The organism is Bacillus sp. RAR_M1_44 (genome assembly GCF_020165935.1).
GTDB classification, from domain to species: domain Bacteria; phylum Bacillota; class Bacilli; order Bacillales; family Bacillaceae; genus Bacillus; species Bacillus altitudinis.
The window spans coordinates 685,958-699,092 of sequence record NZ_JAIUKX010000001.1; the positions used below are offsets into that span (position 1 = coordinate 685,958).

Genomic DNA, 13,135 nt, shown 5'->3' on the forward strand with positions numbered 1-13,135 from the left:
ACATGGATTTCAAGACTTAGAATATTTGATCAATCGTTACTTCTTTTGTTTTGCTAGTGCTAGATTCAGCGTTCAATTCTAAGAAATGAAAAATATCCATTTGATCAATTTCATGCATCTTCCAACCTTGCTCAAGTAAAGTGGTATAGATTTTATTTAATTGATCTTTGCCGTTTTTTAATGGCTCATTTACGCCTTCATGTCGGGCAAAAAATCTTTTTCTTCCTGCGTTTCCGCCACTTTAAATCCCATGATTTCCATCATGATTTTTCTTACTGCATCCGCAATTTCAAAAGATTGAAAGCCTTCTAGAAACTGATCGTAAGTAAATTGATTCTGAAATACACGTACAATGAATTTGATTCGTTCATTCATGCTTTTAACAATCTCTTTTGCATTCTCCGCTGCTGCTGCTTTTTCATCTAAATCAAAAGCCTCATAGAGAGTTTTTGCGTTTGTTCGTGGCGCAATAAACGTTTTGTGCTTTTTTTCTTCTTCGAACCAAATAGAGATAGAAATTTGTTTTTGAGTCATAGTGACTCCCCCTTATTTTTTATTTTCCAATTAAAAAAGAGAGCTTTTCAGCCCTCTTAAGCACCTTTTCCAATATCAACACTGCTGCTGTTTTCCGTCTTGTCATCTTTGTATGCATCACCAAAAACTGATTTGTAAAAAGCATCAAGATTAAAGTTTTCAGCATCTTCATCAGTAACAACCTTGAAAACGTCATCCTGCTCACGATCAACAAATTCAGCAGATAATTTAACCGTTTGGAAGTCTGTCTTTTCTTCTTTTGTCTTCCACTCATCACCCGGTAAAGAAAAACGACCTTTTACTAAACCAACATGACGAGATTTACCGTTTGCCTTTGGACCTTCAAACGTCATTGCGACCCATGGAGGAATAATGTTCTTTTTGAACAAGTACAACCCGTTTTTGTCCTGTTCAATGCCTAACAGCTTCGCAAGAATTTCCATAGGGAGATCCCGCATTTCAATTTCTAGTTTTGTTGAACCTGTTGAAACAACCAAATCAACAAGTTTGTCATCTGCATACTGCTTTTCAGTTGATGTTTCAGTTTCCACTTTCATATTCATTGCATATTCGTATTTTAAAACCTCGGTTGGCACATAGAATTTACCTTGTTTTTGCAAAGGTGCAAAACGAGCGTTTTTTAGACCAGTTACTGAACTGTACTCAGTCATAGTTAGCCTCCTAGTATTATATTTTTTTCAAAACGATACCCTTTTCTTATCAATCTCTCTTTCTCTAAAAAGTCATTGATGGGTATAGTTGGCGTAAAATCTAAACGCTCCATCACATCCCCGATTGCAGCCATGATGGGTTGCGGATCGGCATTGTGATAAACATCTATTTGGTAGATTGCGCTATCTTGTATGGGCCTGTTATCAGCCCATTTGATCGGTTTGTAGTTGATTTCTTGCAGCACGATATAGGGTGGTTTCAAGCCTGTTCCTTCTGGCACCGCAAGTTCATGGATGTCACTTTCATATATCAAAGACAAAAGCGCTGGATCATTCTCCAACGCTTTAAAAATGGTTTCTTTATAATCAGCTGCACGCCTTATTAAATTTTGATCAATCATAGGTTGCTCAACACCTGTCTGTATTTTTCTGCTACTCTTCGTATAGCCTCGTCCCACTTTTCTTCTACAGTACGCGTGAAGAATTTTTGCGCAGGCTGATGTAAAGTGCCGAATTCAGGAAAATGGATTCTCCATTGCGTATCCTTACGCGACTTCGATTTCGGCCAACCAACAGCCACATATTTCACTCCGTCACCATCAGTGCGAAGCCGGGTAATATCAAGATCATCCTGCATGTGTTTTTGGGCCTTGTCTGATCTCGGTGTATTTGGGTGAAGTTCATCTTTTATCACTGTTGCGCCAGCTGTGAGAGCTTCTTTATGCATTTTGCTTACTTTTCTCTGCATGTTTCCAATGGCGTTTTCTAATTCCTCTAAGCCGTCAATTTGAAGGTTAAACATCACGTCACCGCCTTTGCCCTCACTGTGAGGAAATGAAGCCTTGAATAATTGGGTGTTATAGACTCAATTTCGTAAGTTTCCCCTTTGAATAAGAGCTTCATATGTTCGTCAATGTCTTCCCGGTGGCGAATGGTGAACTTGATTGTATGTTCTTTTTGGATAGCAGCTGCCGCATAATATTCAGCACCTTTTAAACCCTCTGCTTTGGCCCAGCATTCAACCACGGTTTCCCAACCGTTGTCACCATCGACAGGTAAACGAGTCTTTTCTTTTTTCTGCTGAAATTGGATGCGGTGTCTCATGTCATTCAGCATTTACTTCACCGTCCACAACCACGTATTTGAGTTGATTGACCATCGTCGTGAGCACCCCATCAAGATTCGATGTCGTGCCTGATATTTGCCTATTCTCATACCAGTGAGTTGTAAATGACATGACCGCCAGCTCTGCTTGAGCTAAATTGTTAGGGAATTTTATCCCCGTTGCATGCGTGATGTACTCCTTTGCTGCAGCGATGAAATGTAAAATCAAATCATCCTCCGCATCACCATCAATGCGGAGGTATTTTTTCGCTTTTTCAAGCTCTTTTTGTTCTGCCTCATTCATCCGGCATCACCTTTATTCGGATTTTTGATTTTCTATTGCTTCGACTTTTTCTTGAAGGTCAGTGATCATTTTCTGTACTTCTGAATTGATATTGTCCCACTTGACACTACCTTTACCGATTGTCCGGGAATTAACTGAACCATCACCTAAATGTTCATTTTTAATTGAGCCAGCCTCAATTACTGCAGAATCACCCTTATCACCTTTCGGCCCCTGCTCTCCCGGATCGCCTTTTTCTCCTTTTGGACCTTGAGGACCAGTATCACCCTTTTCACCTTTTTCACCTTGCATACCTTGAATAAAGAGAGGGTTTTCTTTACTATTTCCTTTTACGTAAACAGGCGTGATAGGTTTACCGTCAGGCCCAGCCTCTGCAGATGTGAATACTCCATTACTTTCATTCAAAAAATCTTTAGCCATGATACATCAATTCCTTTCAATTTTTCTTATTTTCCAGCGTCTACGGACTTATCTTCAGAAGGTGTTTCAACTGCTGCTTCTTCACCTACAACTAAATCAGTCACAATTACTGCGGCTTCTGGATCAACTACTTTTCCGTCAAATCGTTCAATACCTCTGAAATATGTTTGATCTGTTAGGAATGCATCTGAGCCGATGTCAGTTGATTTGATCTCGAATTTTTGACGATCAAACATAAAGTATGCATTTTTAAAATCTCCGAATAGAATATGAGTTTTTTGTTTATCGTCTGTTACAATCTCGTCATACACTTCAACAGGTCTACCGAATAGAAGGAAGCTATCCTCATTGCGCGGGTCCTCGGCTAAAATCCCGCGGCCGTTTTTATCTTCAATGTTTGCTAGCGTTTCAAATGCCTCTGTATTCATCACCCATTTTGCATTTTTTCGATAGCCTCTTTTGATTTGGTTTTTAACTTTTCTCAAAAACTTAATTGTAATTAGAGAAGGGGCTTTGAGAGATTTATATTTTTTGCTTGTTATAATCCCCTCTACGTTGTTTTCTCCGCCTTTTCCATAGAAGACTTCATCATTTTCAGTTACAGTTGCAGATTCAGAGAGCCATTCTACAATCTCCCTCACAAAATTAATGAAAGAATCATTCAATAATTCGTTTGGGATAGGCAAAAAGCCAGCAAATTTTTTGACGTTGTATGTGATTTGGTCGAACTCCATATTTTTGAGTTCTTTGATCGCTTCTTTTTCAGCAATGTTATATAACTTCCCTGCCGCACCCTTTCTTACTGGATAGCTACCTCCTGGTGCCGTCTTTGGTACAACCCGTACCAAGTTACGAACTGAATTTAATTCTTGAATAGACTTAATTATCTGTTTTGAAATGTCATCCGGTACTGTATACCCGCCATCCTTATCACTTTTGGATGAAAGTTGTCTGTTTTCTCTTAGAACTTCCTGCAGCATTTTTCTTTCTTCGTTACCTAATTCATCATCACGACCAGTCAAGACCTTGAACCATGCATTTCTATATTCTTGCGTTCCTGTTAAGCTGCGCTCTTCATCAGAAAAATCAGATTCAGGATCTCTTTTCTGTTCTGGGACATAATGTCGGTCTTCAATTTCTGGTGCATCGAGTTCTCTTTCCTCAGACATCATTTCAATTCTCTTTTGCAAAGACTTTGCTTCATCCAGCATAGAACGTGCTTCTTCGTCTTTTCCTTCACTTAGTAAATTTCTAGCTTCTTGTTTTTTCTGTGTAAACTGCTGGCGCAATTGACGTTCCTCTTTACTCATCATTACTGGCATAGATTTTCCTCCTTGATTTTGAGCATAAAAAAAGACCCGCTATATAGTCAGGTCTAATAAGTCTAGTTCCAGCCCAATCCTCTTATTTGTTGTGCTTTTTTGTCTTTTTAAAACTTCTACTTTTTCTAGACTTCTTTCTCCTACAACAGCTTCCGTATCGCTATATGCAGGAGTTGTGACAAGTGAAATGTCAAAAATGCGATTGATTCGATTGATTCGGCGCTCATATAACTTTTCTTCTTCATTTCTTGTCCATTCATCAGGTTCTTCATCACCTGAATGATCAAGAGAAAACGAAAAAGAACATTGATTGATCACACCTGCTCTCAAATTTTTCATCAAATCTTGTCCGTAAGTGGTGTCTGTTGGCTCAAATCTAAATTTCAGCCCTATTGCATCAACAGTTAATTGGAGACTACCAGCACCCGTTGAAACAGTGTTTCTTGCTAATGGATAATCAATTTTATGATTAAATAAAGCAATTACATTGGACATATCTGCTTCGTCCAACGCTCCACGGCTGATGATTTCCTTAAACCACCCAAGACGCTCAGACCATTTTTCAAATTTAAGGGCATAACCCTCTACATATTCACTTTTGCTTTCATCATCAAGTGACCTAACTTCAATTTCCGTCGTTAGCTGTCTGATTTCCTTCGGCATTATTCGGATCACCTCCTTTATGGCCAGCTTTAGCCATCTGATATTGATCTAACATATCTAAGAAAGTGTAATTCAGTGAAACTAGGTGTCTGTCCCCATCAGGAATAGCATTCTTTGATTCAAGAGCACGAATTTCATTTATATTCATAGCTCCAATTCGTTCCATAATTTCATAGAATTCAGCTCTTGATTTTGAATCACCGCGTAATTCACTATTAACGTTAAATTGAACATATAGCCCTTGCCTTATTTCATCATCAGTAAACAGCTTTGTATTGATTTCTTGTTCAAAGGAAACGATCCACGGCTGTAAAGTGTTCTTCACATATTCTATAGATTGATGTTCGATATTACTGAATGTAGCGCGGTCCAATTCATTTATCTTATGAAGAGGCACCTTGAATATGGAAGCGATTTGAGCCTTATTGAATTTCATAGACTCTACAAATTCGGCATCTTTTAGAGGCATTGAAATAGATTGATAATCAAGTCCAGCATCAACAATCGCAATACTTTCACCTGCATTTACTCTCTGCCATTCTTTTCTTGCAACCTCTTTTGCCTCTGGTTGTAACAAGGTTGGGATCTTTAAGATGCCTCTTGGAGTTGCATCATTTTTGTACAATTTTGCGTTAAACTTTGTTGCAGCAGATTGAGCACCAATATGTTCCCTTGCAACTTGAATTGGACTGAGGCCTACTATTCCATCTTCCGTCATTCCTTTAAAGTGCAGAACTTCTTCCGAATGCAATTCAGCTCGTTTGTTATTAATGATTGTTTCGTACCACAATATACCTGAGTTAGGATCGAGGTACGGATTTGTATTCGCTGGATTCAGAGGGATTAATGTTTTGATATCACCTGTTTTATCTGAAAGAATCAAAGAATATGCATTTCCCCACGTACAAACATGCGTCATCATTACTTTTTTCCAAGTAAAAGCTGTCATATATTGATTGGGCTTTAAATAGAGCAATTTAAAAACAGGATGGTCACGCTCTCCTGAAATATTCTCTCCCAGCCTCCGAAACATATGGACAGATAGTTTTGCTATATCATCTGACAAAACATTGATACAAGAAAAAACATCAGGATGTTTTAACGAGGTCGATTCACTCACTTTCTCCCCGCTTGCCGTTTTATCACCACCGAAAATATCAAACACCCATTGCGGGACCTGTGACATTCCCCAGGCACTGTCTGAATCTGCTGATCTCTTAGAAAACATACCTTCTAATAACAATTAATCACCTCCTTCGGCTCATTAAAATTGCTGTAAATATAAAAAAAACACCAGTCACTAAAAGACCGATGATTTCATGTATTTTATAAGCTGCTATTGTAATAAAGATTGCCCCAGCAAAAAATACTAGGTCATTTAAGATTGAGTACAGAAAAATCATAACTTGCTTAATGATATTTTTCATTAGAATGAAAAGCCTCCTGACAAAATATACTCATTCAAATCTAAATGATCATCATTTTGACTCGCTCTCACATGAGCATTTATAAGTGCAGCTGCTGGATCAATACGTTGTGACGATTTTGATTTATCAAGCATGATGTTCTCCTGCGCGTCAATCTTTGTGACGGCATTCCCCATCGCCCACGTTAAAAGATCATTGTTGTCATGGATTAATTTTCGCGCTTTAGCTTTCTCACGTAAATCTTTGGTCGGCTCGGATAATGTTTGCACCCCTTGCCTGATCTCGATCATGACATATCCATCAGCTTCCATCTGTTGCGCAAACTGCGTTGCGTTATATGGATCATATCCAATCTCTTTGATTTTCCAACCTTGATCCTTTTCCATTCTTTTAATGTACGCACGGATATAATCATAATCAACGACAGCACCATCAGTAAGAGTTAGCCAACCTTTTTTGACCCACAAATCATACGGTACCTTGTCAGTTTTCATCCTTTCATGAAACGTATCTTCTGGCATAAAGCCATGCGCTGTAACATAATACATCCCATTTTCGAGTGGAAATTCAAAACTGGCCGCTGTTAAATCAATACGTTTTGATAGGTCAATCCCTGCATAACATTCCTTACCTTTTAAATCTGGTAGATCTTCACTCAACCCGCAATCAGACCATGCTTGCATATCCATATATCCGTTTGATCGCATGTTCACCCAAATATCCATATTTTTTGTGAGGAAATCACGCATTTTTTCCGGTACATTCAAAGCCATTTCCAAACGTCGTCTTAAATAATTTATGCCAAACTCGTGTTTTGCAAGTATCGGATTTGCTTTTTCCCATTTACTCTCGTCTTTAATATCATCATCTGCATCTAACTCATTAATCATTGCAAAGTAATGGTCATTTTTCTCTACCATATTTGGATCTAAAAGACGAGAAGCAAAATTGTACTCGACACGGTAAGCAGGATTATTCAATTCAGGTCCAGCAGTTGTGATAATTACCATTAAAGGTTGTGATCTTGCTCCCATACCCGATTCAATAACATCATATATTTCTGATGTTGGATGAGCATGATATTCATCAATAATTCCACATTGAGGGTTAAATCCATCTCCGGTTTTCCCGGCATCTTTTGCAAGTGGTGTGATAATTGATTTTGTTTTAATATGTTCAATTGTCCCATATGCCACCTTATATTTTTTTGATGGTTTATTGAGAAGATCGCTACCCTCAATTTGAGCATTTATTTCTTTCCAGCAAATCTTAGCCTGCTCTTTTTTGGTTGCACCTATATAAACCTCCGACATACTTTCTCCAAGCGCCATTGCTTCATATGACCCAACAGTTGCTAAGCTTTGAGTCTTTGCATTTTTACGGCCAACTTGCCAATACACAGTTGTAAAACGGCGAATATCGGTATCTTTGTGGACCCATCCATAGACATTGCCAAAAATGAAAATCTGAATAGGATCAGGATCAATATTTTCCCCTGCTAATGGTCCTTTGGTATGTTTAAATTGAGTCATCCAAAAAAGAAATCTTCGGGCCTTTTCTTCATCGAATACATATGGAAACTCTTCTTTTCCTTCTCGTTCAACATCATTCAAAAAACGCTGACAGGCCCAAATGTGTTTTTGACAAGCTACAATTTTCCCTTGTAGAACATCATTTGAGTAATCAATCATAAACTGCTTAATTGTCACACGTTATCAAACTCCTTTTCAGCAGCCGTCTTTTCCCGAATCTCCTGTGTTTTGGTGATCGCTAGTTTTGCGCGGGCTGATGGAGTAAGACCAAAATCATTTGCAGCAGACTTCATTTGATCAAAGAAGTTCTTTTGTCTTTTCAATAATGGGTGTTCTTCTCCAATCAATTCAATTGGATTTCCGTCCTCATCAAATCCATCTTTATGAACCATGAGTCCGTCTTCCTCTATCACCTTGGTAATAGAAATATATTGAGAATAGGCATTACAATAGGCGGCCAACATGCTGATGTCTGCCTCCGTTATAATGTCCACTTCCTTTAATAGCTCGGCAATCCGTTTGAATTCCTTTTTAGCCACTTTATCCAACCAGGATGGAGGTTTAATGTTGCTTGATCGCATTTTCATTTTCTGTTCTTGTTCGGCACGCATCGCTAGTTCATCTGTGTTTTTCTTATTTGGATTGCCCTGTATTAATTGAAGAGTTGCGGATTTTGCAGGTCTCGGCATATTTTTCACCTCATTCCGTTTCGATTTTTTCAAATTTATGCTTGTTTTTGATCAAATTCGTGATATGATCGAATTAACAACAAAACCAGTCGTACCAAGCCCTCTCGGCATTTTCGCCGAGGGGGGTTTTCTGTTTTTCGGAAACTTTGAAAAGCGGTGTTTGTTTGCAGATGACGGCTCACCGATCTTCACGAAGCCGTTTCCTAGGGATTTAATGCCGGGGGGTACTATGACCCTCGCTTGCCATGAACCTTGTTGTGACAGCTATTACACATGCTTTCGAGGTTATTTAAATCTAATCGTTTGTTCCAATCCTGCTTTAGCTCCACTATGTGATGAACCATCACAGCAGGAACGACACGATCTTGTTTTAAACAGCTTTGACAAAGGTAATTGTCTCGCAATAGAACAAGTTGTCTTGTCTGTTTCCATTCTCTTGATTTATAAAAACTTGTTGATTGTTTATCGCGAACATGTTTGTTGTAATACTTCGCTTCCTGCTGCTTACCGTCAGCATGAGCAGGACAATAACCATCCCTTGTTAACTCCCTGCACCCTCGCACCTTACACTCTCTCAATGGTTTAGGTGGCATCTGATTCACCAGCTTTTCTCTCATCTATCATTGCAAACAAAACAAAGGCATGAAGATGCCCCACTTTCTGTACAGCATAAAACTCCCTGTACTCTCTTTGATATGATGCTAGATAGGATCGAGCTGCTTCATAGGTCAGAGTCTGGCTGACATGTAGGAGACTGTCTATAGCTTGCCTATCCCTCACACCATAAGACCCAAGCATCCCTAACCCTCTGATGATCTCCCCATCCGCCCATATGCATCCCCTTTTATTAAGGGCTTTGAGACCGTTATACAATTGGTCTGTCCTTATTGCGTGTCCAATTGCTGTGTTAATGATTAGTTCCCTGAGTGAGTTGTCCACGTTGTGTCCCTCCCCAAAATAAAAAGCACCCCGAAGGATGCTTAAAAAATCTTTATGTTACAATCTTATATTAGTCTTTATAATTCAACTGCTTAAATTCAATATAGTTTCGTGGACTCTAGCCTTTAATTGATCCATCTTAATATACATTTGCTGTTTTATAACGTCTTCTTTCACTAAATTCTCTTTGTATAAGAAACTCATAATTTTTTTTGCCGTGTAATCGTCAAACTCATTCTCAATAATTTCATAAATAGTACTGAATTTAATTTTTTTGAATAATGATTTTGAAAACTTTTTATCAAACCAAAAGCAAAATGCAGCAAGAGTATCTTGATCTAAATAATCCGGTATAAATGGCTTTGAAAACCTTCTACCCATTCTCAGGCTTTCAGTTGATCTGTAATATTCGTCTAATTCCCTCACTTCAGAAACCGTATCGTCATTAATAACATCTCGATGTCTTTTCACGAAACCTAAAGAATTAAACATATGGAATTCCTTATTAGTTTCATTAGTAAATTCATTTAACAATTCCACTTTAGGACCTATTATTCTGCTTTTTAAATCGTACCACCAATCTTCTTTCTGTTCATCAGTCAGAAATATAACACTAGTGTTCTTATCTTTAGCATAACGCAATAATTGTTTCCAAAGTATTAAGTCACCATATTTATTTTGTATCATAACACCATTATGAAATTTATGACCTTTTTTCTTATTATAATCTTTATATCCTGGTGGTATCTCTTTTTTCAAACGGTCATCTGCTTCTTTTTCTAATGCTTCCATTTCATCTTTGGTATAGGGATCACCTACTTTGCCATTATAAAGTTTAGTGATTTCTAATTTAATTGAATCCTTATCTGTTAAATTATATTCAGTATTCTTTTCGTTTTTTGCATTTAATTCTTCTATGTGTTTATTGGTTGCAGCCTGGATAATTTCAATGAAATTCTCCACATCACCTTTGTGCCGTTTCTTATAATTACTCAAATCTTGATTCAGCATGTCCCTTATTTTTTCTGGAATTTCATTTAAAGCATTACATACTTTCTTATATGATCCACTCTGTTCTACTAATACTGATTTCCTATTATAATGATATTCCAATGCAACTTGATGAGGCATCCATAAGTTATCTCTATATTTATTTAATAACCCTATTATTTGATCCGATGTTTCTTTAGAATATCTATATAAGTTAAGTAAAACATTTGTATCTAAAACAATGATGGATTCTTCCCATATTTTTTTATCATCTCTGTCAAAATAAAACTCTCGAAACTTTTCTCTCATTGTAAATTCCCCCAATACACAAATTCATATTAGTATATCGGACTAAAACTGTTAATTTTAATCGAATGCAACTTTTGTCGAACGAAAAAGCGACCTCCACAATGGAAGCCGCTCTCAATTTATCACCTAATACCATCATAATCGCTTTAAGACAGAATGCTTTGCTAAGATCGTGCAAAAAGTGTGTCACTAATTTAAAAGAAGCTTATCACCTGGTGTGAATAATCCTTTTGATATCTATTTAAACAAAGTTGATAACCTTTCTCAAATCTATGGAATTCATCGTCTGGCATGTTTTTGCAAACACCATCGTAAATAATAAGAAGACGAAAAGCATCATAAATCTCTATCACTTCATTAATCAGAGCACTTTTATACTTTATTAGATCGTATTTGTTTTTATCAAACTCTGTAAAATTCAAACCACTTTCGTTAAAAAGTTGATTTCTTAGATTTTCTGTGTCAGTAATCATTATTCCCGCATGATTTCTTTTAATGTTATTGAAGTTATCATGAACCTCAAAATCAATAAATCTCTCAATTATTTGTTTTTGATATTCAAGAGACTCTTGTTCTATTTGCTTACGCTCATTCTCTTTTTGTTCACGCTTTTTTTCAAAAGTTTCCTCATTCTTTTTAATTTGAATCCTTACACCAAAGTACGTAGCTCCTGCTGTTATTAGGCCAACTATTATTGTCACTACACCACCAATAACTGCAATTATAATTTCCTGACTCATGAACACACCTCTTCAAGTAAATTTAATTTATTATACAACATTTCCCTTAATATCCAATAATGTTTATCCACACAATCTACAATTTACCATATCTATTAATGCTCCAATCTCTTGCCAATAAAAAAGCGGTCTCCACAATGGGAGCCGCTCTTCAACTTATCACCTAATACCATCATAACCGCTCTAAGACAGAATGCTTTGCCAAGATCGTGCCAAAAGTGTGCCATTCATTTAGCTTTTTCTAATAGCATCAATATCTACATATTCTAATCCGTCATTCCTTTTAATGAAAATATAATTTTTAGACCTTAAAGTTTGTACTAAACGGTTCGTTAGACTCACACCATATTTTGAATTAGATTTTTTCTTCAGATCAGATAGTTTAACATCTTTTATACTTATATCAGGATAAAAATCTTCAATTACCTCTTTAAGATTTCTCACCGAAGGTAGCATCATATCAAAAGAAGATTCTAAACGTTCCTCAGATCCTATCTTTTCATTTTGTTCCATAATAACCCATCCTTTTTTTAGATTATTATACAACTAGATTACTCATTTATCCACCAATTAACCATATCTATTATTGTGTCTTACTGAAAAAACGTTGAAAGCTTTGCTACTCTTATTATTCAGACATTTTCCTAAAATGAGTTGTACAGCTTCTCATTATGAATAGTTGATGAGAAACACCAAACAGATAGTTAGCCGTTATTCCTGTTTATGAAATGACCACAATTGATCTTGTAAAGAAATAATAACTCTTAAATTAAATAGAATAAGCACCGCCTAAAAGGCAGTGCTTCCGATGATCAAGAACTAACCATTTATTTAATTAAAATTGATCAACTTTAATAATTGAATTTTTTTGTAACGGAAAAACTACTTCATATTCATTATAAGTATTCACTGTATTTAGCATATAATCAGGAGAGTCTAATTTTATAGCATCTATAAATCCTCTTATATTAAATCCAGGATTATCATTAGTCGCTTCTGCTGTAATGACTGTATAAGGTGATGATATTAAATTAAACCAATATATTTGATTTAAATCTTCAGCTGATGTCCAAGAAACATAGTGATTATCATAATGAATATCTTTATGACCCCTATGTAATCTTTTTAATTCCCCTTTATATATTATATACTTTGCAAGTTCATTTTTATTGAAATCGTCACTAATTTCCCACTCTTTAAACAGTCGTATATAATCTATCCAAATCTTGTCTGTATGCTCTAAGTCACTTCTCTTTGGTCCCTCTTTGGTGTGATTAACCCAATCGATAAGAAACCTCTCTAAACTCTCCATTTTCCCACCCTTTTTTATCCATTATCTGCTGTAAAATACATTATTACAATCTTTTTCATAAGATTACACCAAAGTAGTCTAATTTTGAAATCCTCACTCCTCATAATTTCTAAAGGATGACTGTATTTGTAACATATTATGATATTGGTATTTCGCGAATTAACTACAATCCATCACTA

18 protein-coding genes are annotated in these 13,135 nt (G+C 36.6%); all 18 read right to left on the reverse strand.

Going from position 1 to position 13,135, the window contains the following annotated elements; genetic code table 11:
• Nucleotides 1–189 precede the first annotated feature (189 nt).
• The 18 genes from gpG to LCD34_RS03735 all read right to left on the reverse strand — a co-directional run bounded on the left by gpG (nucleotide 190) and on the right by LCD34_RS03735 (nucleotide 12,956).
• Complete coding sequence (gpG, locus tag LCD34_RS03645; protein ID WP_057079045.1) at nucleotides 190–534, reverse strand: phage tail assembly chaperone G; 345 nt, start codon at nucleotides 532–534, stop codon at nucleotides 190–192.
• 56 nt (nucleotides 535–590) lie between these two features.
• The gene (locus LCD34_RS03650; RefSeq protein ID WP_057079044.1) at nucleotides 591–1,205 is read right to left on the reverse strand and encodes a major tail protein; all 615 of its coding nucleotides are present in this window, start codon (nucleotides 1,203–1,205) and stop codon (nucleotides 591–593) included.
• A gap of 2 nt (nucleotides 1,206–1,207) precedes the next feature.
• Nucleotides 1,208–1,606 (reverse strand): DUF3168 domain-containing protein, encoded by a 399-nt coding sequence (locus tag LCD34_RS03655; protein ID WP_224558535.1) that lies wholly within the window; start codon nucleotides 1,604–1,606, stop codon nucleotides 1,208–1,210.
• Nucleotides 1,603–2,007 carry an HK97-gp10 family putative phage morphogenesis protein gene (locus LCD34_RS03660; protein ID WP_156060418.1) on the reverse strand — a complete coding sequence of 135 codons (405 nt, stop codon included), beginning with the start codon at nucleotides 2,005–2,007 and terminating at the stop codon, nucleotides 1,603–1,605. Before LCD34_RS03660 ends, LCD34_RS03655 begins: the two co-directional genes overlap by 4 nt.
• Nucleotides 2,007–2,321: a phage head closure protein gene (locus LCD34_RS03665; protein WP_213406906.1), complete on the reverse strand. Its 315-nt coding sequence runs from the start codon at nucleotides 2,319–2,321 to the stop codon at nucleotides 2,007–2,009. Before LCD34_RS03665 ends, LCD34_RS03660 begins: the two co-directional genes overlap by 1 nt.
• Nucleotides 2,311–2,613 carry a head-tail connector protein gene (locus LCD34_RS03670; RefSeq protein ID WP_213406907.1) on the reverse strand — a complete coding sequence of 101 codons (303 nt, stop codon included), beginning with the start codon at nucleotides 2,611–2,613 and terminating at the stop codon, nucleotides 2,311–2,313. Before LCD34_RS03670 ends, LCD34_RS03665 begins: the two co-directional genes overlap by 11 nt.
• A 12-nt stretch (nucleotides 2,614–2,625) precedes the next feature.
• Nucleotides 2,626–3,033, reverse strand: a complete 408-nt coding sequence (locus LCD34_RS03675; protein ID WP_224558536.1) for a collagen-like protein — start codon at nucleotides 3,031–3,033, stop codon at nucleotides 2,626–2,628.
• A gap of 26 nt (nucleotides 3,034–3,059) precedes the next feature.
• Nucleotides 3,060–4,355, reverse strand: a complete 1,296-nt coding sequence (locus LCD34_RS03680; RefSeq protein ID WP_224558537.1) for a phage major capsid protein — start codon at nucleotides 4,353–4,355, stop codon at nucleotides 3,060–3,062.
• Nucleotides 4,356–4,394: 39 nt separating this feature from the next.
• Nucleotides 4,395–5,018, reverse strand: coding sequence for an HK97 family phage prohead protease (locus LCD34_RS03685; RefSeq protein WP_213406910.1), 624 nt, complete (start codon nucleotides 5,016–5,018; stop codon nucleotides 4,395–4,397).
• Nucleotides 4,981–6,261, reverse strand: coding sequence for a phage portal protein (locus LCD34_RS03690; protein WP_224558538.1), 1,281 nt, complete (start codon nucleotides 6,259–6,261; stop codon nucleotides 4,981–4,983). The genes LCD34_RS03685 and LCD34_RS03690 overlap by 38 nt, the downstream gene beginning before the upstream one ends.
• A 183-nt stretch (nucleotides 6,262–6,444) precedes the next feature.
• Nucleotides 6,445–8,136 (reverse strand): terminase large subunit, encoded by a 1,692-nt coding sequence (locus tag LCD34_RS03700; RefSeq protein WP_224559344.1) that lies wholly within the window; start codon nucleotides 8,134–8,136, stop codon nucleotides 6,445–6,447.
• Nucleotides 8,137–8,150: 14 nt separating this feature from the next.
• Entirely contained in the window at nucleotides 8,151–8,666 is a 516-nt protein-coding gene (locus LCD34_RS03705) for a phage terminase small subunit P27 family (protein WP_224558540.1), read from the reverse strand.
• 227 nt (nucleotides 8,667–8,893) lie between these two features.
• Nucleotides 8,894–9,259 carry an HNH endonuclease gene (locus LCD34_RS03710; protein WP_057079035.1) on the reverse strand — a complete coding sequence of 122 codons (366 nt, stop codon included), beginning with the start codon at nucleotides 9,257–9,259 and terminating at the stop codon, nucleotides 8,894–8,896.
• Complete coding sequence (locus LCD34_RS03715) at nucleotides 9,249–9,605, reverse strand: hypothetical protein (RefSeq protein WP_057079034.1); 357 nt, start codon at nucleotides 9,603–9,605, stop codon at nucleotides 9,249–9,251. The genes LCD34_RS03710 and LCD34_RS03715 overlap by 11 nt, the downstream gene beginning before the upstream one ends.
• 84 nt (nucleotides 9,606–9,689) lie before the next feature.
• Nucleotides 9,690–10,904: a PIN-like domain-containing protein gene (locus tag LCD34_RS03720; RefSeq protein WP_057079033.1), complete on the reverse strand. Its 1,215-nt coding sequence runs from the start codon at nucleotides 10,902–10,904 to the stop codon at nucleotides 9,690–9,692.
• A 194-nt stretch (nucleotides 10,905–11,098) separates the two neighbouring features.
• The gene (locus tag LCD34_RS03725; protein WP_224558541.1) at nucleotides 11,099–11,644 is read right to left on the reverse strand and encodes a hypothetical protein; all 546 of its coding nucleotides are present in this window, start codon (nucleotides 11,642–11,644) and stop codon (nucleotides 11,099–11,101) included.
• 231 nt (nucleotides 11,645–11,875) lie between these two features.
• Nucleotides 11,876–12,157 (reverse strand): hypothetical protein, encoded by a 282-nt coding sequence (locus LCD34_RS03730; protein ID WP_057079032.1) that lies wholly within the window; start codon nucleotides 12,155–12,157, stop codon nucleotides 11,876–11,878.
• A gap of 322 nt (nucleotides 12,158–12,479) precedes the next feature.
• Nucleotides 12,480–12,956, reverse strand: coding sequence for a hypothetical protein (locus LCD34_RS03735; RefSeq protein WP_057079031.1), 477 nt, complete (start codon nucleotides 12,954–12,956; stop codon nucleotides 12,480–12,482).
• Nucleotides 12,957–13,135: the final 179 nt, after the last annotated feature.